We start from the raw sequence: 24,510 nt of genomic DNA on the forward strand, positions 1-24,510 counted from the left end.
CATTTTATATGAAACAGAAATTAAAATATTCAATAATTCTACTCACCATATTCGTAAGTGTGTTTGGAACATCATGCAAAAAATGGCTTGATCTACAACCTCAAGATGGATTAATTCGTCAAGAATATTGGCAAACAAAAGAGCAGTTAGATGCTGCGGTAATGGGTTGTTATGCCTCACTTTTAGGTGGTGGTTCAATCCCCCTATCTAAATACCTTTTTATTTGGGGAGAGCTGCGTGGCGATATGGTTGTACCAGGCTTAGAAATATCATCTGATGATGATGAGGCAAAATTAAGCGGTTTGTTAAAAGATGAGTTTGATATCATGCGTACTCAAATCGCTTCTACCAACACATTAGTAAACTGGGAAGCAGTTTATAAAACCATCAACTATTGTAATACGGTAATTAAGTTTGGCCCAGAGGTAGTTAATAATGATAAAACTCTATCTGCCGCTGGCTTAAATGCTTATTTAGCTGAAGCAAAAGCATTAAGAGGTTTAATGTATTTCTATTTATTGAGAAGTTTTGGCGAAGTGCCATTAAAATTAGAACCTACTTACAACGATTCGCAAATAGGTCCGATTAAAAAAAGCACTCAACAAGAGGTTTACGCACAAATTATTAGCGATTTAACTTATGCAGCTGAAAACGGTTCTGTAACTTTTGGCAATATGGCCGAGGATCGTGGTCGCATGACTAAGTTTACGGCCTATACCGCATTGGCGGATGCTTATTTGTGGATGGAAGAATATCAAAAATGTATAGATGCTTGTAACAAGGTTATCGAATCTGGTAAATATCAATTATTACCAGCTGGAACACCACAATCTAATTTTTACACCAATGTTTACTTAAATGGTAATTCTGTAGAGAGCATTTTCGAATTTCAATTTGATAATCAAAAATTAAATCCTTTTGCACCAATGTTTGGCTTAACAGGAAGAGAATTTAGAGCTGCAGATTGGATTGCAGAAGGTAATCTTTTCGGCACTGATCCATTAAACTCTTCAAATGTAGACATTCGCGGAAATGGTACTTCGATGCTAGAATCGAATGCATCAATTTCAAAATATACCAATCAAAGAACATCAACTACTTCTTATGCACACTGGTTTGTTTATCGCTTTGCTGACGTTCTGTTGATGAAAGCAGAAGCACTAACTTGGTTAACGCCTGGCAATGCAGCTAATGGTACTGCTGCAATTGAACTGGTAAATAAAGTAAGGGTAGGAAGAAATGCGCTAAGTTATGTAGCAGATAAAACTATAGAAAATCCAGATCCTGCGAATACAGAAAATGTCTCTTTATATGTGTTTGACGAGCGTGCTCGCGAATTCGCTTTTGAAGGCAAACGTTGGTATGATATTCTTCGCTTTGCGAAAAGAAACAATTACGCAAACGAAAAAATATTGTTAAACATTGTTTCTGCAAGTGCCCAACCTAACAAGCAACAAACAGTAATTAATAAATATAAAGACCACAGGAGCCATTATTTTCCTGTTTATTCTTACGAATTACAAACCAATAAAGCATTGGTTCAAAACCCATTTTATCAATAATCACTAACCAAAAAAAAGTTATGAAAAGGAATGTGAAATTTATGCTGCTTGGTATTTGCAGCGCAGTGATATGCCTAATGGCTTGTCGCAAAAATGTCTTAGTAGAAGGTACCTCTAAGGTTGTGAACATGACCCAGTATCTGCAAAATCATCCTGATGAATTTTCGGAACTAAGCAAGGTTTTAGAACGATCAGAGACGGCATCATTTTTAAATGCCTATGGTTCGTATACTTTTTTTGCGCCCACAAATACAGCAATAAAAGCTTATTTAACCGAAAAAGGCAAAACAACTATTGATGATATCAGCGCTGGTGATTGGAAAAATTTTGTACGTTTCCATTTATTGGAAGACTCAATTCCAACTTCAAAATTTGATGATGGAAAACTGTATGAGTTAACTATGTATGGCCAATACCTAACCACAGCATCAGAGAATATTGCTGGGGTTACGAAAATAAGAATTAACAGACAAGCCAATGTAATTAATGCCAATATTTCTGTTGGTAATGGATTAATTCACAGTGTGGATCATGTGTTAACTCCAGCATCATTGAGTGTGGCACAAACCATTGAGGCAAACCCAGAATATAGCATTTTTACGCAAGCCTTAAAAGCGAGTGGTTTATATGCAAGCCTTAATATATTGCCAGCTGATAACCCAGATGTAGAGCGGAAATGGTTAACAGTAATTCCAGAAACTGATGCCGTATTTAAAAGCGTGGGGATAAATAATTACAATGATCTCAAAGCCAAATATTCAAACACAGGCAATCCGCAATTAGATACAGATAGTTTGCATTTATTTTTAGATTATCACATCCTTTCCAATGCTAAGTATTTGGCAGATATTATTACTGCTACAGCCCATAATACCTTAGCACCACTTGAGGTGCTTACAGCTAAATTAGCTGGAGAAACAGTGTTGATTAATGATGATACTTTTAATGGAGTACATGAACAAGGTTTTTCATTAATACGTGATAAAAGTGATGTTACGGCAACAAATGGTGTAGTACATCAACCTTCTGCTCACTTTTCAATTAAAATTAGAGCACCATTTCGTGTTGATTGGGATGCAGCAGCTTTTCCTGAAATCATGAAGAATACGGAGTATTACAAAAAGAACTCTTATGAGTTTAAGCCTGAAGAAACAGCAGCATTAAGTGAGATTAAATTCTCTGGACCAGAAAGTGGGTTCATTTACAGACAAGGAAGTGCAGGAACTTCAAAAACTTCTCTTAATGGTGATATTTTGGTTGTTCCTTTGGCAACTGGTGGAGCGTCTAATAGGGCAGAGTGGGTAGAGTTTAGATCGCCATTGCTAATTAAGGGTAAATACAAAGTGTGGATTGGCTATTACACCCAAGTACAATCTAATGGAACAACCGAAGTAACAGCTTCAATTGGTGCAGACGGAACTACAGATAGAGTGCCATTATCTAACGCTCGTACTTTATCGTTCTCTGTAAAACGCCCAGGTATTAATAAAACAGTTAATGGTGTTACGGTTATAGATGCAGAGGCTGAAGAAGCAATTGGTTTTAAAACTTATATGGCAAATACATCTGGCTCGCAAGTAGCTAAAATGTTGGGAATTGCAGATTTGTCTAAAACTGGCCGCTATTGGTTAAGATTAAAAGCAATTAATGGAAGTCAGACTACTAATAATATTGATGTGATTCAGTTTATCCCCATTAATGACGACCAACAATACTGGAAATACAATCCTGATGGTAGTAAAATACTAAGACCATAACCACACACCATAGAATGAAATTTAATAATATAGACCACCTGAAAAATGACCAAGTTTAAAGTTAACCATATAGTTTTGATGTTGTTGCTAGCAACATTGGTTTTTGCAGGTTGCAAAAAAGCCTGGGATGATCATACCGAAATTGATATTCCTAGGCTAGATCAAACACTTTTTGAACAAATTAGTGCTGAGCCTACATTAAGTACATTTTCAACTTATTTAGTAAAAACAGGATATGATAAGCTTTTAGGCTCGTCAAAAACGTTTACTGTTTGGGCACCAAATAACAACGCATTAAAAAATATAGACGCAAGTTTGATAAATGATAATGAGGCACTTAAACGTTTTGTAGGTAATCACATTTCTAATCAGAGTTATTTTACCGATGCACCAAAACCATCATTGGTGATACGAATGATGAATGGAAAGAATACTATTTTTACTAAAACTACATTTGAGCAATCTGCAATAGTAAATGCAGATGTTTATGTAAAAAATGGCGTTTTGCACATTGTGGATGCAGCAGCTACACCTAAACCTAATGCTTGGGAGTTTCTACAAAGTGCTACAGCAGCATCCTCACAAAAAGATTTCATCAAAGGTTTAGATTACATGGATTTAGATACCAGTAAAGGGGTTTTATTATACAAAGATCCAGTTACGCAAAAAGGTGTTTATCAAGAAGGTACTACTTTTAAAGTTTCAAGAAATAAGTATTTTCAACGTATAGCTAACATTAGTAGCGAAGACAGTTTAATTACTTACATCATTTTAAATAATGCTGCCTTTGATGCAGAAAAAATCAAGCTTGCTCAATATAACAAGCAAGTTGATCCGCTTAAAGCTGATACATTAACTAAATGGAGTGTTGTAAAAGACCTTGTGGTAAATAAAGTTTACAATATTAATGAGTTGCCAGATTCTATGACTACTGTTACTGGTGTAAAAATCCATTTAGATAAAAGTGCAATTGTTGAGACCCGTTTATTAAGTAATGGTATTGCTTATGTGGTAAATCACATTGGCTATAAATTGATGGAAAATAAAATTCCAACGGTTGTTGTACAAGGAGAGATGCCAGATTCACTTCGTTTACCGTCTACAGTAACCGCAAGAATTAAACAAGACCCCAATGGTGTTAGATTTACTGATTTTCAAACTGGAAGCATTACATCAAGTCCAAGTCCTTTATATTATTACAGGTACAAAACCAATGTTAGTTCTGTTAAATATGAAGTGTATTGGAGAGCCATAAATGACGTGCTAGCAACTCCAGTATCTATGAAAATAGATTTTAATACCACTAAAAGTTTTGGAAGTTTAATTCCACTAGCAACTGTGGGGTATTACAATGTTCCATCAATACTTGGCTTAGGTAACACAAGTCAGGCTTATAAGGATGCCTACAAGGAAGTTTATTTGGGTACATATACAGCAGATAATTATGGTGATTTATACTTGTTTTTAGCTTCTGCATTAGGAGCATCTGCAACAATACCTACTGCACTTACACTAGATTATATTAAACTAAAACCAGTCAATTAAGCCATCAACAGAATTTATGTATATAGATATAAAAACGGTATTTAATAAATGCTTATGCTGCTTGCTGTTTCTGGCAATTGCCCTTACTACAAAAGCACAAGAAATAATAAAAAAGCAAGTTAATGGTGTAATTACCGAAGCTTCTACTGGTAAACCACTACCTGGTATTAATGTTAATGTGAATGGCTTTTCTGCAACTTTAACTGATGAAAAGGGAAATTTCCAAATCAGTATCCCAAGTAATAATAGTGTATTGGTTATTTCCGGACAAGGTTATCAAACAAAAGAGGAGGCTTTAAAAGGTAGAAACACAGTCAAGGTTGCGCTTTATGAAGAAAGTTACACTTCACAATATGATGTTTCAGTTTTACCATTTGGCACAACCTTAAAAAATCGTACACCATATGCTGTATCAAGTTTAAGTACCAATGGAAGCTGGAACAGAACTAATGAAACGCCAGATTCTTATTTACAAGGACAGATGGCAGGTTTAGAAGCCCAAAGGAGATCGGGTACTCCTGATATTGGTGCAGATTTATATTTGCGTGGTTACAATTCCCTTTATGCAGCTAATCAACCTTTGGTAGTGGTAGATGGTGTGATTTACGATTATAATTCTTACGGAAGCTCTGTAATTTCTGGCCATCAAACTAATCACTTGGCTAATATCGACATTAAGGATATAGACAATATTACTTTGATTAAGGATGGTTCTTTTACATATGGTACAAGAGGTGCAAATGGAGTGTTGTTAATCACCACTGGTAGAGCTAAGGACGAAGCTACAAGATTGGATTTTGCTGCTTACGGGGGTATTAATACAAAGGCATCTCAATTACCTGTAATGAAAGCTGATAACTATAGAATATTTCTATCAGAATTGCTTAAAACCAAACCTGGTACAACAGATGTAATGATTCAGGCAGAGCCTTATATGAATGATAGTCCAAATCCTGATTATTACAACTATCACCAAAATACAAACTGGCAGGATCAGGTTATGGGTAACAGCATTAGCCAAAATTATTATATGAAAGTGACCGGGGGTGATGATATTGCGACGTATTCACTTTCTCTAGGATACCTTAATAATGAAGGTATTACAAAAAATACAGATTTAACACGTTACCAAACAAGGTTTAATGCAAATTTTAACCTTACTTCAAAGTTAACTGCTCAGGCTAATTTAGCTTTTACACGTAGCGAGCAAAATTTAAGAGACCAAGGTCAGGCCTATACCACAAATCCATTATACCTAGCATTGGTTAAGGCACCATTTTTAGGTCCAAATGAAGTTTCTGATCAAGGTATAGCTTCTCCAAACTTTTCAGATACGGATATATTTGGGGTTAGTAACCCTGCTGTGGCTATCGAAAAAATACAGGCCTTAAATAGGGCTTATCGTTTTGCAGGATCGCTAGGATTTAAATATGCAATTAGTAAGGCTTTTAAGGCAAATGCTACAATAGGTATCACTTACGATAAAATTAGAGAAAATTATTTCAGGCCAGAAAAGGGTATCTTAAATGTTCAGTTGCCAACAGCTGTTGGATATAACAAAGTTGCAGCAGGCGTAGAACGTTTGTTTGCCATCAATACTGACACTTGGCTTTCTTATACACATAATCTAAATTCTGTAAGTAAAATTGATGCAAACCTAGGTTTCAGGTATCAATCTAGCAGTGCTGAATTAGATAATGGAACCAGTTATAATACAGCTAGTGATGATTTTGTAACCCTAGGAAGCACGCAAAATACGCTTAGAATTGTAGGTGGTGCTTTAGGAAAATGGAACTGGCTTAATGCTTATTTTAACGTTAACTATGAAGCTAACAATAAGTACTTCTTATCATTTAACATAGCTTCAGATGCTTCTTCTCGTTTTGGTAAAGACATTAAAGGCGTGCCAAGTATAAATGGAATTAAAATGTCATTAATGCCTTCTATTGCAGGTTCTTGGTTAATATCTTCAGAAGATTTTATGAATGATAATCACATTGTGGATTTATTAAAATTACGGGCTAGTTATGGCTTGACAGGTAATGATGATATTGGTAATTATAGTGCTAAAAGTTATTATGTTTCTCAGAATTTTTTAGGCAGACAAGGCTTGGTTAGAGGTAATATCGGTAATACCTCATTAAAGTGGGAAACCAATACAAAATTGAATTTTGGTATTGATGCAGCATTTCTGAAAGAGCGATTAAATGTATCGTTAGATGTGTACCAAAACAAAATTTCAGACTTGTTAATTTACGAACCATTAAACACTGCAACTGGCTTTAATTATGCCTTAAGCAATGCTGGTGACATGAATAATAAAGGTTTTGAACTAGCATTGAGTGGTCGTTTAATCAATAAAAGCAATTTGAAATGGGATATGGGATTAACCTATGCCATGAACAAAAATAAAATAACTAGCCTGGGTTCTAATAGCAACTTAATTACCAATTACAGTGGTGCAACTATCATTACCCAAATTGGTAAAGCAGCTAATCTTTTTTATGGTTATCAAACCAATGGCGTTTATGCATCTAATACAGCTGCCACCAATAGCGGTTTGTTAAATAAAACTACAGATGGCGCATTTAATCCTTATCAGGGAGGAGATATGAAATTTGTAGATCAAAATGGTGATCATATCATTGATGAAAAGGATAGGGTGGAAATTGGAAACCCAAATCCAGATTTTACAGGTTCTTACAGCAATAAAGTTTCTTATAAACGATGGACATTAAATGCATTGTTCACTTTTAGTTATGGAAACGATATCTACAATGGTACAAGATCAATGTTAGAAAATATGGCTGGATTTAATAATCAAACATTGGCAACAATAAACCGATGGAAAACCGATGGACAAATTACTGAAACTCCTCGTGCTGCTTGGGGTGATCCTTCTGGTAATGCAAGGTTTTCTGACCGTTGGATAGAAGATGGTAGCTATTTTAAGTTAAGATCGTTGGCAATAAGTTATGATGTGCCTTTAAAGGTTAAGTTCCTAAGATCAGCAACCATATACGCAACTGCAAATAACCTTTTTACAATGACTAAATACCTAGGCTACGATCCAGAATTTAGTGCAGGTACAAGCATATTTGCTAGGGGAGTAGATACTGGATTAGAGCCGAGTACTCGCTCAATGCAGCTGGGAGTAAGGATTGGTTTATAGTATTAAAAAGAAATAACATGTATATGAATAAGAATATATCTACTGCATTTTCAAAATTAATTTTGTTTGGGCTATGCTTTTGCACTTTACTATCTTGTAAAAAAGCATTTGACTTACAGCCTGAGGATGCATTAGAGGCATCACAAACCTATCGCAATGTATATGATGCAGACGCTGCTATATTAGGCATTTATGGAAAATTTGTGAGTCTTGCCGATAAATATGTTTTACTGAACGAACTTCGTGGCGATTTGTTAGATGTAACGCCAAATGCAAATGCCTATTTAAAACAATTGGGTACTCAAACAGTAACTTCAGATAATCCCTACGCAGATCCTAAACCTTTTTATGAGGTGATATTAAATTGTAACGATGCACTTAAGAATTTCAATATCATGCGCCAAAATAAAGTATTGGATAACAATCAATACTACCAGCGTTATACTGATGTTTTATTCTTAAGAAGCTGGTTATATCTTCAATTGGGTATTCATTATGGTAGTGTGCCTTATGTAACAGATGCACTTACAAATATTGAGGATATTAAGGATGAAAGTAAATTTCAGAAAATAACCTTTGACGATTTATTAGGGAGACTAATTCGTGATACCGAAGCTACGCCGAAAGAATTCCTCAACCAAAATACTTCGGCATCTAGCCCAACCCTTATTTTACCAATGGATACTTACTTAATTAGAGATGGGGTATTTAAATTCTTTATTCACAGGCGTTCGTTTTTAGGCGATTTAAATTTATGGAAAGGTGAATACCTAAAGGCAGCAAGTTATTATAAAGACGTAATGGAAATAGGTACTAATCAAACTACAAATGCTGACCAGCAAGTAGATATCTTTGATACTTATCGAGTTTCTGATGATAACTCAACTGACCATTCTTTAAAAACAACCGCAGTAATAAACCCGTGGACAAATATTTTTGCAGCGCCACTTGCAGATCGTATTGCCAATTGGGAAAGAATGTGGACACTTCCGCTTACGGGAAGTTTTTCTCCTGGAAATCCTTTGTTGTCATTGTTCTCGGTGTCTGGTAATTATCTTGTAAAACCATCAGCACTGTCTATAAACAATTGGAATAATCAAGTTAGAACCGATGGGAGTTTAACTGATCGGAGAGGGCTAAATATGTCTTATCGCCTCAACGCTAATCAGCCCGAAGTATTAAAGTTTACAAAAAATTATAGTACAAGTTTGCCTTTTGAAAAAACAGGAATGTGGGTGGTATATAGAGCTGCGGTTATGCATATGAGATTTGCTGAAGCTGCCAATCGTTTAGATCGTAGTACACTTGCTGGAGCTTTAATAAACAATGGAATTTTTGGGACATTCGGAACAAAATCTACCTATAATGGTGTAGCCGATACTTACCCTTTTAATTTCGACGGAACAACCACAACAGCTTTTAGAGGAAACTGGTATAGGAATTCGGGTATTAGGGGCAGGGCTGTAAATCAGAATGTTTCAATTGATCCAGCAAATGCGATGATTGATACCGAAGATAAAATTATACAAGAAGAAGCTTTGGAAACAGCATTTGAGGGATACCGTTGGCAAGATTTGTTGAGGATAGCATTGCGCCGACAAGCAACAGACCCTAACTATTTAGCCAATAAAATTGCTGCCAAATTTGAGGCCGCTGGCGATTTTTCTGCTGCTGCAACTGCAAGAGCTAGATTAGCCGATAAAAACAATTGGTATTTACCTTTCAAATTAAAATAACACAATAAAATTTTAAAACAACATATATGCTGCGTACCCTTTTATTTTTAAGCGCTCTCCTTTTAACTCTTACAAGTAATGCTCAACAATTAGCTTTTCCAGGTGCCGAAGGTTTTGGCCGTTTTGCTTCTGGCGGCCGTGGTGATTCGGTTTATCGGGTTACCAATTTAAACGATACTGGTAAAGGTTCCTTTCGTGATGCAGTTAGTAAACCACATAGAACTGTGGTGTTTGATGTTGCAGGTGTAATTAAAATTGGTGGAAAAATTTCAGTTTCATCAGATATCACCATAGCTGGTCAGACAGCGCCTGGAGAGGGAATTACTGTTTACGGTAATGGCGTTTCATTTAAAAGTAATACCATAGTCAGATATATTCGCTTTAGAGGAAGTATCAATATGTCCAAGGGTTCATGCACTGTTGTAGCAGATGATTTAAAAGATATAATTTTCGACCATGTTTCTATTGAATGGGGCAGGTGGGATAACCTGCATATTAAAAAGAGCATCAACGTAACTTTACAATATTGTCTAATTGGAGAATCTATAGATCCACAACGTTTTGGTGCATTGTTAGAAGTTCCAGAATATGTAACCATTCATCATTCCTTATTTGCAGGCAATCAAAGCCGCAATCCAAAGGCAAAAGCTAAAATAGAATTTATTAATAATGTAGTTTATAACTGGGGTAAAAGCGGCTTTGTTGGTGGACATTCAAGTGCAAGCCATTATCAAGATTTAGTTGGTAATTATTTTATTTCTGGGCCAAGCTCTACTGATGAGTTTTTGAGTATGTTCTCTGCCACAGATCACGTTTATCATCAAGGTAATTTTGTAGATATAAATAAAGACGGGAAATTAAATGGACGATTGATTACCGATGAAGATATCATTAAAGAAACAGCAACGTTACTAAAAGAACCAACACTAATAACAAAAAGTAACGTTAGAGTTAGCAAAGCTGATGAAGCCGTTAAAGTTGTAATAGCAGAAGCTGGAGCATCGTTAAAACGTGATCAAGTAGATAATCGCATTGTTGGTTATCTAAAAAGCTTAGGCAAAAAAGGGCAGATATTCAAAACAGAAGCTGATGCTGGTGGTCAACCAATAGTTAAACAAGTGCTTTCATCTTTAAAGGATACAGACCAAGATGGTATTCCTGATAATTGGGAGAACAAAAATAAGTTAGATGCTAAAAATGCAACTGATTCTAAAAAAATACTAACCAATGGTTATACCAATCTCGAACAATATTTAAACAGTTTAACGAAATGATAAAAGCACATTTATATAGGAATTTAGGTGTAATTATTGCTTTTATCTTTTTAAGTAATGGCGCTTTTGCACAGATAAATAGAAAGACTGTAGTCAAAAGACATATCATACACGTCAATAAAATTGATTCACTTTCTTCCCTTTCAGTTGGTAACGGCCGCTTTGCTTTTACTGTTGATGCAACAGGTTTGCAAACTTTTCCAGAGCGTTATGAAAAAGGCGTTTCACTCGGAACACAATCTGAGTGGGGATGGGATAGTTTTAAAAATACCGAAGGATACAAAATTCAAGAAGCCTATAAATACTATAATCAGTATGGTCGTAAAATTCCTTATGTTGTTCAATTAAATGAACCACAAAGATCAAAAGAAGCAACTAATTATTTTCGTCAAAATGTACATAGGTTACAATTAGGCAATATCGGATTAGAATTAATAAAATCTAATGGAGCGTTAGCATCAGAAGAAGATATCAAAAATATTAATCAAACACTTGACCCCTGGACAAGTGAAATTAAAAGTCTTTTTACTTTTGAGGGTGTCTCCGTTGAGGTGAGGACTTTTTCTGGTCAGGACCAAGATATTGTAAGTGCGCAAGTAAAATCAGATTTAATAAAAGCTGGAAGGCTAAAAATTCGAATTCGTTTTCCTTATCCAACAGGTGAATGGTCAGACTTTGGCACAAACCAAAAAAATGAAGACAAGCATAGTTCTTCTATCATCAGTTCACAGCAAAATATGGGAGTAATCTCACATCAATTAGATTCTGCAGCCTATTTTACTTCATTTTCTTGGAGTGGTTTAGCAAAGCTGAAAAAAAAATCAAAACATTATTTCACTATATCACCCGATAAGAGTTTAAACTCATTTTCTTTTAGCTGTCTTTTTTCGCCTAATAAAAGTGCAAAAGCAATTCCTACTTTCGAGTCTATAAAAACGAATAGCACTTCAAAATGGAAAGCTTTTTGGTTAAGTGGTGCTGCCGTAGATTTTCAAGGAAGTACCGATGTTCGTGCTAATGAATTGGAAAGAAGGATAATTCTGTCTCAATATCTTACAAAAATCCAATGTGCGGGAGATTATCCTCCACAAGAAACAGGACTAACTTATAACAGTTGGTTCGGGAAACCTCACTTAGAAATGCATTGGTGGCACGCTACTCATTTTGCACTTTGGGGCAGACCAGGTTTGTTAACTCCTAGTATGAATTACTACTTTAAAGTTAAAAGTAAGGCAGTTCAAATTGCAGAATTACAAGGTTTTAAAGGAGCCAGGTGGCAAAAAATGACGGATAATAATGGTAATGAAAGTCCCTCTTCAATTGGAGCCATGTTAATTTGGCAACAGCCTCATATCATCACTTTTAGTGAGTTAGCTTATCGTGCAAATCCGAATAAAAACATACTAGAAAAATATAAATCATTGGTATTTGCAACTGCAGATTTTATGGCTTCTTTTGCAAATTACGACCCTGTTAAAAAAAGATATGTGCTTGGTCCTGGTTTAATTCCTGCTCAAGAACGTTTTAAGGCTGATACAACTTATAACCCAACTTATGAATTGGCTTATTGGGAATGGGCTTTAAAAACTGCACAACGTTGGAGAGAAAGGTCGGGTTTAAAAAGAAATACCCATTGGGATGATGTAATTAAAAAACTATCTCCACTACCTATTAAGGATGGAGTTTATTTAGCCACAGAGAGTTCACCAGATTCTTATACCAATCCTGAGTATAAAACTGACCACCCGTCTGTTTTGGGAACCTACGGAATGTTGCCAGAAACTGATTTGTTAGACAAAAAAGTGATGAGAAAAACTTTTGACCTAGTTTGGAGCACTTGGACTTGGACTGATACTTGGGGTTGGGATTTCCCGATGACTGCAATGTCTGCAGCTCGTTTAGGAATGCCAGAAAAAGCTGTTGATGCTTTAATGATGAATATTAAAACAAATACCTATTTAATCAACGGACATAATTACCAAGATGATAGGTTGCGTATTTATTTGCCGGGAAATGGTGGTTTACTAACCGCTGTTGCCATGATGTGTGCTGGCTGGGATGGAAATACAGTTAACAATCCAGGTTTCCCTAAAGATGGAACATGGAAAGTGAGATGGGAAGGTTTTAAGAAGATGATGTAGAAATTTATTGCATTGACGTCATTTCGACGATAGGAGAAATCTGTTAGTTATTGATTACTGGTCCGACATAAGCTTGCTTCTAATAACAATAAGATTTCTCGTCGCTGCGCTCTGTCCTTTAGATTTATTTTGATTAATTTTAGAATGAGAAGGAAGCAGGAGTAAACTATCGAAATGACGAAATAAGTTGAAAACTATCCTTTTCTAAGATATTTTGTTAGTATCACAATAGTTTGTCCTTCTACCTTGCCTTCAATTTGTTCGGTATTATCATGAACTAAACGTATGTTTTTTACAACAGTGCCTAGTTTAGCACTTATTGTAGAGCCTTTAACATCTAAAGTTTTAATTAAAACCACTGTATCGCCTTCCAACAAACGAGCGCCATTGTTATCTTGATGAAATTCTACAGTTCCATCTTGCTCATGGTCGCCAGTTTTTTTAGCCCATTCTAAAGTTTCTTCATCAAGATATAAGATGTCTAAACTGTCTGCAGCCCAACCTTCATTTCTTAATCTGCTTAACATTCTCCAAGCTACAACTTGCACAGGAGCAAACTCAGACCACATGGTTTCAGTTAAACCTTTCCAGTGTTCAGCATTAATTTGTTCGCTTTTTTCAATTTGATCTAAACAAGTTTTACAAACAATAATGCTATTATCTGCATTGGCATTGCTAGCAGGAGGAACTTCGTATACCAATAAATTTGCATCAGCTGTACATAACTCACATTTATTACCTGAACGATTTAGAAGCTCTTGTTGTAAAGACATATTGATATTAGGTTTTCGGCGAAAATACTGAATTAATTTGGATTGAGAGTTTTGTATTCAATGTCATCCTGAGCTCAGCCTCCACTGAGTCTAACGAAGTGTTGAAGGATTGGTGATGAAACCCAATAAATAACACCTGGTCCTCGATAGGCATAGACTGATAACACAAAGAATCTATGTTTCTATGTGTTTAACCCTTTAATGGCAAATGTACTTCTGCCAACATACACCTTGCACTACCACCACCATTTTTCTCAATTGTATATAAAGGAGCATAAATGATTTTACAATATTTTTCTAAGTTTATTACTTGGTCTTTATTTAAAGACAAATAAGCTTGTTCAGACATTACCAATAAATTTTCACCATGTGTATTTTGAACTTGCAGCATATTTCCTGCAAAACAATTCATTTGGTTATAGCTGATTTCGATAATCTCTTTTTGATGATTTGTCAGACTATTTTTAACAGTTTCTTGTTCGTTGTCATCAGTAATAGATTCGAAACAAACCACAGCAAATTTATCACCAACACACATCATCACATTGGTATGGTAAATTGGAAAACCACTTGAATCTACAGCGTTAAAAACTACAGCACTATAACCGGTTGCGGCACAAAATTTACTCAATGCTATTTCATTTGTTCTTATAGATATGCAAGCGTAAGCAATTTTATTATCTCTATCTAAGACTAAGCTTCCTGTTCCTTCTAAAAAAATATCTTGCGCTTCGTGTGTGCTTAAATCAGTTACTTTTTCAACTTTAAAGTATTCACTTACCGTATGAATAATATCTTCTCTTCGCTCTGCCCGTCTATTTTCTGAGAACATTGGATAAAGAACAACTTCGCCATCATTGTGAAAGGAAACCCAATTATTAGGGAAAATCGAATCTGGGGTCGATGGCTCTAATGTATCATCAATTACAGTTACATCAACTCCGTTTGCGCGCAACAAATTCACAAAACCATCAAATTCTGCCAAAGCTTGTTGCTGTACATCAGCATCTGCTGAAGCAACTTGAAATTTATTATTGCCAGCTGTTTGTTCATTGAATTTGAAATCAACAGGGCGAATCATTAAGATATGGTTGGTAGTCTGCATTTGTGAGTATAAAGTAGTTAGTATTTAGTATTTAGACATGGCACATCTTCCATTCTACCTCTTACATTTTCCATCCTAAAGGTTGTCTCTCAATATCGGTAAACTCATACAATGAAATCCACCTCGTGCTCTAGATAATTCTGCTGATGGCATTAAAATCAAAGTATCAGTCATTGTGTTTGCGTCTACTTTGCCACTTTCTAAATCCTGAATTAAATCTTTTACATCAACAACGTTGAAACCTTCAGCTTTAAAAGCATCCACAGTTTTATCGTTTCTATCATAACCAACCACAACACCTTCTTTTAAGGCTAATAAATTACATGAATCAGTCCATTGCTCTCTCGAGTCATAAGGGAAGGTATTGTTTCCACTGTATATGATTTTTGTTGGCTCGGTGCTATGTAAATCGTTTCTGCTGATATCATCTAACAAAGCCTCAACATGTTCAAAATACTTAGGTTCTCCAGGTTTATCTTTGTGAAATTGGATTGCAGTTGTTGCTTCAAGTTTTTCTGGCTCCTTTAGAAAGTTAATTGGTTCATCTGCATTGAACTTAGGCGAGTGTGCAATTGAATTTAAAATTACCCACGTATTCCTTTTTACTTGCGTAAAAACGGTGTCCAAGTGCATATAGTCTCGCTTGGCAGGAATTTTAACAACTGTTACTTTTTCCACCACATTTTGCTCAAATAACAATTTAATGGCTTCATTTGCCCCATGTTCCGATGTTCTTTCACTGCAACCAATTAGAACATGATTCGGACTAACCATCATGACATCACCACCCTCTAAAGTAGTGCTAAATGATGGTTCATCGCCAGGTCTTAAAAAGTGCATCGTAACATCTGGGATCTCTAAAATGTTATTTCTGTAAGCCTCAAAAACTGGATGATTAAAAAATAAATAACGCATCAACAATGTTTCACGAGCACGAGCTTTTTTAGCTGGCTTATTAAGTAGAATGAAATTGTTAATCGTAGTGCCAACGTCTCTCGTGAAAATCAAATTCGGAATAGGGGCGAAAATCATTGTATCATTAGCCATTGTGCCCGAAATGCATAATTCTGCTAATTCTTTTGGATCCATTTCTGCCAATTGAAGTTGTAATTTATAAGTACATCCTTCAATAGCACAAACTGCAGAAACTAATTTCTTCTTGATTGATTCACTTTCCAACATCTCAATCAACAGTTGCTGGATTTCTAAAACTGAGTTAGAATTGTGAAATTCCTTGTGTCCAGGTTTATAGAAATTACGGTTAGCCTCTTCCGAATCAATAGCAGCTAATTTGCCTTTAATTTTTTCAGGGTCTAGAAAGTACATCAACAATTTTAAATAGTAATCGTATTCGCCTTTACGGATGGTGTCTAAATGAACAATATCCTCAAAAAGCCAATCTTGTGCCTTTGAAGGAACTACTTTTCCTAATCCACTATCTGGACTATGAATTAATAATTTCCTCAATCGCCCTATTTCTGTATTTACATTAACTTTAAAATCCTGTTGTTGTTTACTCATATATTTGGTATGTTGTTGCACAAAGCTATTTAATTTTAGAATAGTATCAAGTAGCAAGTATCAAGTAGCAAGATAAGACCTTCTACCTTAAAACCTTCCGCCTTCCACCTTTTTTATATATTTTTGCAGTATGAATTTTATTATCACTGCCACACTTAATGCAATTAAACAAATCTACAATGAAGAAATTGCGGAGAGTGTAATCAATATACAAGAAACTCGTAAGGAATTTGAAGGACAGGTAACGATTGTTGTTTTTCCTTTTACCAAAATCTCTAAAAAATCTCCAGAGGAAACTGCAAAAGCCATAGGCGAATATTTAGTAGAAAATGTAGAAGATATTACTGCATTTAATGTGGTTAAAGGTTTTTTAAACTTAAGCATAGCCGAAAGTTATTGGATTAATTTATTGAATAATGAGCTTTTAAGCGATGACTTTGGCAAAGTAAAAGCAAACGGCCAAAAAGTGATGGTAGAATATTCATCGCCAAACACTAACAAGCCTTTACACTTAGGTCACGTTCGTAACAACTTATTGGGATATGCCGTTGCAGAGTTGTTAAAAGCAGATGGCTACGAAGTTTTTAAAGTTAATTTGGTTAACGATAGGGGAATTCACATCTGCAAATCGATGTTGGCTTGGGAGAAATGGGGCAATAGTGAAACTCCTGATAGTTCGGGCTTAAAAGGCGATCATTTAGTAGGGAAGTATTATGTTATTTTTGATAAAGAATATAAAAAAGAGATTGAAGCTTTAAAAGCTGAAGGGCAGACTGAAGATGAAGCCAAAAAGAATGCTCCTTTAATTAAGGAAGCACAACAAATGCTGTTGGCTTGGGAAGCAGGAGACGAAGAAGTAATTAATCTTTGGAAAAAGATGAATGGCTGGGTTTATACCGGTTTTGATATTAGCTATAAAAACTTAGGTGTAGATTTTGATAAATATTACTACGAAAGTAATACCTATTTATTAGGAAAAGATACAGTTGATGAAGGTTTAGAGAAAGGCGTTTTCTTTAAAAAGGAGGATGGCTCGGTGTGGATTGATTTAACAGCGGATGGTTTAGACCAAAAACTAGTTTTGCGTGCTGATGGAACTTCAGTTTACATTACACAAGATTTAGGGACTGCTCAAATGAAATATGATGATTTTGAGATGGACCAATCTATTTATGTGGTTGGTAATGAGCAAGATTATCACTTTAAGGTATTGTTCTTAATCTTAGAGAAGCTCGGTAAAAGTTGGGCAAAAGGTCTACATCACTTAAGTTACGGGATGGTAGATTTACCTAGCGGAAAAATGAAAAGTAGGGAAGGAACAGTGGTTGATGCAGATGATTTAGTGGCAGAAATGATTGACACAGCTCGTCAGAAAACAGAAGCTCTAGGTAAAATAAACGATTTTTCTGATGATGAAAAAGAGGAATTGTACTATAACATCGGACTTGGTGCTTTAAAATATTTCTTGTTAAAAGTTGAACCTAAAAAACGTTTGTTATTCGACCCTTCAGAATCTATCGATTTCCAAGGACATACAGGCCCGTTTATACAGTACACTCACGCAAGGATTAAATCATTACTATTAAAAGCAAATTATAAGGTAGGCGTTAAGAGTTTGGCTTTTGGCGCACTTTCAGAAACTGAATTAGAAATGATTATGCTTTTGGCTAAATATCCTACTGAAATTTCTACAGCGGCAAAAGCGTATAGTCCAGCATTTTTAGCAAACTATTTATATGAGCTAGCTAAGTTGTTCAATAAGTTTTATCATGAAGTACCACCAATTGTAAAAGAAGAAAGTGAAGCTTTAAAACAACATCGCTTAAATATTTGTAAGCTTACTGCTGATGTTCTAAAAAGTGGAACAAAGATTTTGGGTATCAATGTACCTGAGAGAATGTAATTGGTTCATTGGTCTCAATTGTTCATTAGTTCATTGGGCAAAGTTTGAAAGTAAAATTCCTTTACAGATGCCTTATTTTGGAGGTAAATAATTTATTATTAATGAGAAATGTAAGCTTAGTTTTTTTATTTGTTTTTATATCCTGTTCAATAACCTTAGCACAGCAAAAAACAGTCTTTAAAGAAGATTTTGAAGGTTATGATAATGATTGGAGGCTAGTTAATAATAAAGAATTTAAAGTAAAGCAAGAGGAGGGGAAATTAGCTTTTAGTAAGGCTAATCTAAATAAAGTAATGAATGGTTGCTTATGGTATAAAAAGACAATAAATAATTTTTATACCGATAAAAACTTTATCATTTCCTTTGATGCAAATAGTATTAGCTCTGAATTTAATCGAGCATTTGATGTTCAATGGGGTAAATTGCAGGAGTTTGATGGCGTAAGAAAAACTTCTATATATCAATTGGAGTTCTCAATGAATAAAGTGAGATTAGCACAACTTGATAGACCAAAAAACTGGCTATATTTCAAATGGTCTGATGAATTAATGGATGATTCACTTAGTCCTTTTCAACTAGAAAGAGGCAAGTTTAGCAAGTTTGAAATTATACAAGAGAACGATTTATTACTTGTAAAGGTTAACCAAAAATTAGTTTATAAAATGCCTTTAAAGGTGCTGAGTGGAAGTGAGATAGGTTTTCAACATTGCTTAAAAGGTGAGTGGGAACTTGACAACTTGATTATTAAGCAATAAAAATGCTTCAAGAACTCATCCTTCTTTGTTTAGCTGCTTTTGCAGCGGGTTTTATTGATGCCATTGTAGGCGGCGGAGGTTTATTACAAACACCTGCAACCTTACTTATTTTACCACATTACCCTGTGGCAAGTATCTTCGGAACAGTTAAAATTCCTTCTCTTTTTGGTACAAGCGTTGCTGCTTTTAAATATGCTAAACAAGTAAAATTCAATTATAAAGTTTTGATTGCTTGTGTTATTGCCGCTTTCTGTGCCTCACTTTTAGGTGCTTATTCGGTAAGTATGATTAACAATGCGGTAATTAAACCAGTTATTTTAATTGTACTTATTTTAGTAGCGATTTATACCTATTTCAATAAACAATTTGGTATTCATCAGCACAAAGAGCATTCTGTTAAAAAACAAGTTTTGTTGGCTGCTTTCTTTGGTTTAATCATTGGTTTTTATGATGGATTAATAGGTCCAGGAACAGGCTCATTCCTTATCTTGGTTTTTATTGCTGTACTTGGATTTGATTTTATCCACGCCAGTGCACACGCCAAGGTTGTAAACATTGCCACCAACTTGGCAGCAATTATTTACTTCAGTTCTACAGGCCATATTTTATATCAATATGCCATACCAATGGCGATATTTAATATCATTGGTTCTTATTTTGGTGCTAAATTAGCTTTGCTAAAAGGGAATAAGTTTGTTAGAATATTCTTTCTAATTGTGATTTTCGGTACTATTTTAAGGTTTGCTTGGGATGTTTTAGTTAATAAAATTTGACCTCATTTCGAGTGAGCGAAGCGACGAGAAATCTACTTAAAGATTTCTCCTATCGTCGAAATGACGAAAAAACTATTCCTTACTCTTATCAGTAGCTTTCTTATGAACTGTTCCGCTCTTCGTTTCAATGGGTTTCTTAGTTCTAAATCTCGCAAAACTCATCGGACTTTTCTCGGGTCTTTCATCGCCTAGCAAAACACCCCATTGTTTAAACTGTTCACTTCTATCGAAGATAATTTTCATTACGGCAATAATGGGAAGGGAGAGGAACATACCAGAAACTCCAGCAATTGCACCCCCAATAAAAACGCCTAGTATAGAGAACAATGCATTGATTTTTACTTTTGAACCCACAATTCGAGGCATCAAAATATTATTATCTAAAAATTGAACAACGGCAATAACCAATAGAACTGTAATCACCGGCCATAATTCGGTTGATGAAGTTAAGGTTAGCAACACACCTATTAAGTTTCCTATTAAAGCGCCTACATAAGGGATTAGGTTTAATAAGGCGAAGATTACACCAATTAATAAGGCGTGTTTTATGCCGATTAATAATAAAATTCCACCTAATAGGATGGTCATATATGTTACTTGAATTAACAAGCCAACTAAGTAACTTTTAATGATTGATTCGGTTTCATAAACAACTTCTTTCACTTTTGGATGATCGTCTGTTTTAAACCACATGAACGAAAAGCGAAGTAAAATGTCTTTGTAAAATAAAATAAGGTAGATATAGATTGGTAACAGACCAACAAATACAAAAACACCACTCAAAGTAACAGCAGCACCACTTGCGGCTTTGCCACCCATAGAAAGTAAATCGTCGCTTTTCTCTTTTAAGAAAGTTTCCTGCTTGTTGGTGTTAATACCCGTTAGGTCACTAATCCATTCTTTAAGCGACTGAAGATGTTTAGCAACATTCTGCTTTATTTGAGGGAAATCATCAACCAAAATACCAATCTGTGCAGAGAAAAACCATACAATCCCAGCTATAAAAATTAATACAAACAGTATTGGTAAAATGATGGAAAGAGATTCTGGAACTTTATATTTTCTCAAAAAACGATAAATAGGTAACAGCATGATACTGATAAAAAATGCCATGATTACCGGCATGATAATATCTCTACCTATTACCAAAATGGCAACAACTAAACAGATACCCAATAATTCAATCGACCTTTTTACGGTGAGCGGAAATTCTTTCATGAACAATTTAATTTGTTTGCCAGATAACACCAATATAGCTAATTTGTTTGAAAAATTAGGATACTAAGGTCTATGGCCTTAAATTAAAGCAATATATAAGTAAGAAGTAATTGTTATTGTATTTCTTTACTTTATCGACTTTGGAATAAAATTAAGGAAAGATTGAAATTGCGACCTATGTTTTTGCCTGTCCAATTTAAAATAAAAAGCACCACGTCTCGAGTTCGATTTATCCTTTTCGGCTTGTTTAATTAACAATCCGCTGGCAGTTATTTTTCTAATAAAATTTCTGTTGTCTATTGGCGAATCGTAAACCTGCTCGTATAAAGCCTGCAACTGCGGTATTGTAAATTTCTTAGGTAAAAGCTCAAACAAAATAGGGTGTAAGGCTGCTTGATAACGGATTTTATCCATTGCTGCTTTAACCATTTTTGGATGGTCAAATATTAAATCTGGCACCTCTTTTAACTTAAACCATTCTGCATGGTACTGGTCGTTAAGCTGCTTGCTGTACTTGTTAATGTCGATTAACGCAAAATAAGCTACAGAAACCGTACGCTCAATTGGGTCTCGGTCTGGTGTTCCATAGGCATGTAATTGTTCCAAATAGACATCATGTAGGCCAGTTAACTGCAATAATATTCGTTTTGCTGCTCCATCTAAATTTTCGTCATCGCCAATAAAGCCACCCATTAAGCTCCATCTGTCTTTTTCTGGTTCTATAGCTCTCTTAATTAACAAAAGCTTTAGTTGTTCTCCATCGTATCCAAATACAATGCAATCTACTGCCACAAGAACTGCTGTTTGGTTATATCCCATAATTAAAAAAGCAAATTTAAAATCGGATTGTTATAATCTGCTATAAATCCTAAAATATTATCAAAATCATTAAAATCTCCCTCATTATGTGTTGATGTAATCACTATAGATTTCATTTCAGCATTTTTTGCCGATTGAACTCCCTTCGGAACATCCTCAAAAACTAAACATTCAGAAGGATGTACGCCTAATGCCGTTGCACCTTTTAAAAAAGTCTCTGCATTTGGTTTGCTTATTGCCACATCATCAGCACTTACAATAGCATCGAAATAGGGTCTAATATTTAAGCCATCTAATACAAAATCTATGTTAAAAGGTATAGCTGCCGACCCAATTGCCATTTTAATTCCTGCTTCCTTTCCCTTTTTTAGAAATACGTCCAATCCATCAATAAGAGATAAATAAGGGCCATAAGCATCTTGGTAACGACGCTCTTTTTCCATAGAAATTTCGGCTATCTGACTTTCAGAGAAATGATTTTTTCCGAAAACTCTTTCTAAAAGTTCTGCGTTTTTGCCATACATCTCTTTGTTAACCTCATCAAAAGACAATTCTCTTCCTAAGTCATTATTAATAATATGGTGCCAGGCCTTAGAATGATAATCCATGTCATTAATCATTGTTCCATTTAAATCGAATAGAAAAGCTTTGGGCTTAAAACTTATTGGTTGCATAAGAGGTTAAAATTACTAGATTTTTTGGATGAACTTCAAATCTTTTATCTTGCAAAGAAATAATAAATATAATCGTTATCATAACGTTAATTTATTTTTCTTACTTTAGTCCTAACCAATCATAAATCACATGAAAAAAATCATTCTAAAAGCCTTTTCTCTTGCAGCATTTTGTTTTGCTGTTGCAATTTTATCTTGTAATCAACCTCAGAAAGCAGTAGAAGCTGTTAAAACAGATTCTTTACAATATGATACTGTAATTAATGGTAAACAGGTAAAACTTTATACCTTAACCAATAGCAATGGTGTAACTGTTACCATCACAAACTTTGGTGGTCGTGTAATTTCATTATTGGTGCCTGATAAAAATGATAAATTAGTAGATGTTTCTTTAGGTTATGATAGCATTAGTTCATATCGCAAAGCTGGGGAGCCTTTTTTTGGTGCCTTAATTGGTCGTTATGGCAATAGAATTGGAAAAGGGAAATTTACCTTAGAAGGAAAAGAATATCAATTGCAATTAAACGATGGACCAAACACTTTGCATGGTGGCACCGATGGTTTTTACGGAGAAGTTTGGGATGCTAAACAAGATGGCCAGAAATTGGAGTTAACTTATTCATCAGCAGATGGAGAAGCCGGTTATCCTGGTAAGTTAGATGTTAAGGTTGTTTATACTTTAACTAACGAAAATGCCCTTCAAATTGATTATACAGCAACTACTGATAAAACAACTGTTGTTAATTTAACTAACCACACCTATTTTAATTTAAGTGGGGAAGGTAGCAATACAATTTTAGACCATGAGTTAATGATTGCTGCTGATGCAATTACACCAGTAGATAGTACATTGATTCCAACAGGTGCTTTATTGCCAGTAAAAGGAACTTCTTTTGATTTTAATGTAGCTAAGGCAATTGGTAAAGACATTGAGCTAAAAGAAGTGCAATTGAAATTTGGTAAAGGTTACGACCATAACTTTGCTTTAAAAGCTAATGATGGAAAAACGCCTGTAGCTACTTTAAAAAGTCCAGTAACTGGCATTACCATGGAAGTTTACACAACTGAACCTGGTTTGCAATTTTACAGTGGTAACTTTTTAACTGGCGAAAGCAAGGATGGTAAAAAAGGAAAATCTTACCCTCATCGTTCTGCTTTGTGTTTAGAAACGCAACACTTTCCTGATGCACCGAATCACGCTAACTTCGCATCTACAACACTTAAACCAGGACAAGTTTATACCACTAGCACAACTTATAAGTTCTTAAAATAACCCCCAAACTCCCTAAAGGGGTCTTATTAAAATTCAAAAAAGCAAGGCTTATAAAGTCTTGCTTTTTTAGTATAGACCTTTTAATTAACTTTCGTCATACCCAACTCGATTGGGTATCGTAATGCGATATAAAGGATAATTTGGACTGCAATGCGCATTAAGATTCCCGTTTTTCCCGAAGATTCTGTGTTAATATCCAAATGTTTTTTTTAATTTTATTTCTTCAAAGGCAGCTTTAAGCTAGCCTCATTAGAGCAGTTCATTTATGTAATGGCTGCTCTAACCATTTAATGCTTCTGGCACTTCTATTCTTACATAATCCCTGTCAAAGGGCTTGTCTGTCTTAAAGATGGTGTAGATTAGCTCAAGTATTTTTCTCTGCACCGCTACCACTGACTTCATTTTTATGCCATGGCCCGATACCAGGCGGACAAAGAGCATCTTATGCTCCCTGTTATGTCTTATTGCCGCCAGGGCTGGCATGTGCATCGCCTTTCTCAGGTGCCTGT

The 24,510-nt window shown here is 35.1% G+C and carries 17 protein-coding genes and 1 pseudogene; 11 read left to right on the forward strand and 7 right to left on the reverse strand.

Going from position 1 to position 24,510, the window contains the following annotated elements; all coding sequences use genetic code 11:
- The first annotated feature begins 8 nt into the window (after positions 1-8).
- The 7 genes from EZ428_RS21960 to EZ428_RS21990 are packed head-to-tail and all read left to right on the forward strand — an operon-like array spanning position 9 to position 13,187.
- Positions 9-1,562, forward strand: coding sequence for a RagB/SusD family nutrient uptake outer membrane protein (locus tag EZ428_RS21960; RefSeq protein WP_131555489.1), 1,554 nt, complete (start codon positions 9-11; stop codon positions 1,560-1,562).
- A gap of 20 nt (positions 1,563-1,582) precedes the next feature.
- Positions 1,583-3,319, forward strand: a complete 1,737-nt coding sequence (locus tag EZ428_RS21965) for a fasciclin domain-containing protein (RefSeq protein ID WP_131555490.1) — start codon at positions 1,583-1,585, stop codon at positions 3,317-3,319.
- A gap of 45 nt (positions 3,320-3,364) precedes the next feature.
- Positions 3,365-4,864, forward strand: a complete 1,500-nt coding sequence (locus EZ428_RS21970) for a fasciclin domain-containing protein (RefSeq protein WP_131555491.1) — start codon at positions 3,365-3,367, stop codon at positions 4,862-4,864.
- A gap of 16 nt (positions 4,865-4,880) precedes the next feature.
- A complete protein-coding gene (locus EZ428_RS21975; protein WP_131555492.1) occupies positions 4,881-8,036 on the forward strand; it encodes a SusC/RagA family TonB-linked outer membrane protein in 3,156 nt (1,051 codons plus the stop codon).
- Between the two features lie 23 nt (positions 8,037-8,059).
- On the forward strand, positions 8,060-9,772 hold the full coding sequence (locus EZ428_RS21980; protein WP_165501851.1) for a RagB/SusD family nutrient uptake outer membrane protein: 1,713 nt from the start codon (positions 8,060-8,062) through the stop codon (positions 9,770-9,772).
- A gap of 26 nt (positions 9,773-9,798) precedes the next feature.
- Positions 9,799-11,046: a pectate lyase family protein gene (locus EZ428_RS21985; RefSeq protein WP_131555494.1), complete on the forward strand. Its 1,248-nt coding sequence runs from the start codon at positions 9,799-9,801 to the stop codon at positions 11,044-11,046.
- Positions 11,043-13,187 carry a hypothetical protein gene (locus EZ428_RS21990; RefSeq protein WP_131555495.1) on the forward strand — a complete coding sequence of 715 codons (2,145 nt, stop codon included), beginning with the start codon at positions 11,043-11,045 and terminating at the stop codon, positions 13,185-13,187. Before EZ428_RS21985 ends, EZ428_RS21990 begins: the two co-directional genes overlap by 4 nt.
- 194 nt (positions 13,188-13,381) lie before the next feature.
- Here EZ428_RS21990 and EZ428_RS21995 read toward each other — a convergent pair whose 3' ends face one another.
- The 3 genes from EZ428_RS21995 to EZ428_RS22005 all read right to left on the reverse strand — a co-directional run bounded on the left by EZ428_RS21995 (position 13,382) and on the right by EZ428_RS22005 (position 16,586).
- Entirely contained in the window at positions 13,382-13,960 is a 579-nt protein-coding gene (locus EZ428_RS21995) for a PhnA domain-containing protein (protein ID WP_131555496.1), read from the reverse strand.
- 190 nt (positions 13,961-14,150) lie between these two features.
- Positions 14,151-15,065 carry a citrulline utilization hydrolase CtlX gene (ctlX, locus tag EZ428_RS22000; protein ID WP_131555497.1) on the reverse strand — a complete coding sequence of 305 codons (915 nt, stop codon included), beginning with the start codon at positions 15,063-15,065 and terminating at the stop codon, positions 14,151-14,153.
- 75 nt (positions 15,066-15,140) lie between these two features.
- Entirely contained in the window at positions 15,141-16,586 is a 1,446-nt protein-coding gene (locus tag EZ428_RS22005) for an arginine deiminase family protein (protein ID WP_131555498.1), read from the reverse strand.
- A gap of 130 nt (positions 16,587-16,716) precedes the next feature.
- On the opposite strand from EZ428_RS22005, the gene argS reads away from it, so the two are divergent.
- The 3 genes from argS (at position 16,717) to EZ428_RS22020 (ending at position 20,017) form a co-directional block, all read left to right on the forward strand.
- On the forward strand, positions 16,717-18,489 hold the full coding sequence (argS, locus tag EZ428_RS22010) for an arginine--tRNA ligase (protein WP_131555499.1): 1,773 nt from the start codon (positions 16,717-16,719) through the stop codon (positions 18,487-18,489).
- A gap of 101 nt (positions 18,490-18,590) precedes the next feature.
- Entirely contained in the window at positions 18,591-19,244 is a 654-nt protein-coding gene (locus EZ428_RS22015; RefSeq protein ID WP_131555500.1) for a hypothetical protein, read from the forward strand.
- Between the two features lie 2 nt (positions 19,245-19,246).
- Positions 19,247-20,017: a sulfite exporter TauE/SafE family protein gene (locus EZ428_RS22020; protein WP_131555501.1), complete on the forward strand. Its 771-nt coding sequence runs from the start codon at positions 19,247-19,249 to the stop codon at positions 20,015-20,017.
- A gap of 72 nt (positions 20,018-20,089) precedes the next feature.
- Here EZ428_RS22020 and EZ428_RS22025 read toward each other — a convergent pair whose 3' ends face one another.
- The 3 genes from EZ428_RS22025 to EZ428_RS22035 all read right to left on the reverse strand — a co-directional run bounded on the left by EZ428_RS22025 (position 20,090) and on the right by EZ428_RS22035 (position 22,728).
- A complete protein-coding gene (locus EZ428_RS22025) occupies positions 20,090-21,235 on the reverse strand; it encodes an AI-2E family transporter (RefSeq protein WP_131555502.1) in 1,146 nt (381 codons plus the stop codon).
- A gap of 126 nt (positions 21,236-21,361) precedes the next feature.
- On the reverse strand, positions 21,362-22,054 hold the full coding sequence (locus EZ428_RS22030; protein ID WP_131555503.1) for an NUDIX hydrolase: 693 nt from the start codon (positions 22,052-22,054) through the stop codon (positions 21,362-21,364).
- A 2-nt stretch (positions 22,055-22,056) separates the two neighbouring features.
- Positions 22,057-22,728 carry an HAD family hydrolase gene (locus EZ428_RS22035; RefSeq protein ID WP_131555504.1) on the reverse strand — a complete coding sequence of 224 codons (672 nt, stop codon included), beginning with the start codon at positions 22,726-22,728 and terminating at the stop codon, positions 22,057-22,059.
- 130 nt (positions 22,729-22,858) lie between these two features.
- Between EZ428_RS22035 and EZ428_RS22040 the strand changes: the two genes are divergently transcribed.
- Positions 22,859-24,001: an aldose epimerase family protein gene (locus tag EZ428_RS22040; protein WP_131555505.1), complete on the forward strand. Its 1,143-nt coding sequence runs from the start codon at positions 22,859-22,861 to the stop codon at positions 23,999-24,001.
- A 279-nt stretch (positions 24,002-24,280) separates the two neighbouring features.
- Here the strand turns inward: EZ428_RS22040 and EZ428_RS24160 are convergent.
- Positions 24,281-24,510: pseudogene (locus tag EZ428_RS24160) on the reverse strand (hypothetical protein); the annotation flags it as partial.

The sequence above is a fragment of the Pedobacter frigiditerrae genome, from assembly GCF_004331645.1.
Lineage (GTDB): Bacteria > Bacteroidota > Bacteroidia > Sphingobacteriales > Sphingobacteriaceae > Pedobacter > Pedobacter frigiditerrae.

What these genes read in the sequence shown, in the direction of transcription:
- EZ428_RS21960 (WP_131555489.1), top strand. Translation starts at nt 9, where the DNA reads ATGAAACAGAAATTAAAATATTCAATAATTCTACTCACCATATTCGTA.
- EZ428_RS21965 (WP_131555490.1), top strand. Translation starts at nt 1,583, where the DNA reads ATGAAAAGGAATGTGAAATTTATGCTGCTTGGTATTTGCAGCGCAGTG.
- EZ428_RS21970 (WP_131555491.1), top strand. Translation starts at nt 3,365, where the DNA reads ATGACCAAGTTTAAAGTTAACCATATAGTTTTGATGTTGTTGCTAGCA.
- EZ428_RS21975 (WP_131555492.1), top strand. Translation starts at nt 4,881, where the DNA reads ATGTATATAGATATAAAAACGGTATTTAATAAATGCTTATGCTGCTTG.
- EZ428_RS21980 (WP_165501851.1), top strand. Translation starts at nt 8,060, where the DNA reads ATGAATAAGAATATATCTACTGCATTTTCAAAATTAATTTTGTTTGGG.
- EZ428_RS21985 (WP_131555494.1), top strand. Translation starts at nt 9,799, where the DNA reads ATGCTGCGTACCCTTTTATTTTTAAGCGCTCTCCTTTTAACTCTTACA.
- EZ428_RS21990 (WP_131555495.1), top strand. Translation starts at nt 11,043, where the DNA reads ATGATAAAAGCACATTTATATAGGAATTTAGGTGTAATTATTGCTTTT.
- EZ428_RS21995 (WP_131555496.1), bottom strand. Translation starts at nt 13,960, where the DNA reads ATGTCTTTACAACAAGAGCTTCTAAATCGTTCAGGTAATAAATGTGAG.
- ctlX (WP_131555497.1), bottom strand. Translation starts at nt 15,065, where the DNA reads ATGCAGACTACCAACCATATCTTAATGATTCGCCCTGTTGATTTCAAA.
- EZ428_RS22005 (WP_131555498.1), bottom strand. Translation starts at nt 16,586, where the DNA reads ATGAGTAAACAACAACAGGATTTTAAAGTTAATGTAAATACAGAAATA.
- argS (WP_131555499.1), top strand. Translation starts at nt 16,717, where the DNA reads ATGAATTTTATTATCACTGCCACACTTAATGCAATTAAACAAATCTAC.
- EZ428_RS22015 (WP_131555500.1), top strand. Translation starts at nt 18,591, where the DNA reads ATGAGAAATGTAAGCTTAGTTTTTTTATTTGTTTTTATATCCTGTTCA.
- EZ428_RS22020 (WP_131555501.1), top strand. Translation starts at nt 19,247, where the DNA reads ATGCTTCAAGAACTCATCCTTCTTTGTTTAGCTGCTTTTGCAGCGGGT.
- EZ428_RS22025 (WP_131555502.1), bottom strand. Translation starts at nt 21,235, where the DNA reads ATGAAAGAATTTCCGCTCACCGTAAAAAGGTCGATTGAATTATTGGGT.
- EZ428_RS22030 (WP_131555503.1), bottom strand. Translation starts at nt 22,054, where the DNA reads ATGGGATATAACCAAACAGCAGTTCTTGTGGCAGTAGATTGCATTGTA.
- EZ428_RS22035 (WP_131555504.1), bottom strand. Translation starts at nt 22,728, where the DNA reads ATGCAACCAATAAGTTTTAAGCCCAAAGCTTTTCTATTCGATTTAAAT.
- EZ428_RS22040 (WP_131555505.1), top strand. Translation starts at nt 22,859, where the DNA reads ATGAAAAAAATCATTCTAAAAGCCTTTTCTCTTGCAGCATTTTGTTTT.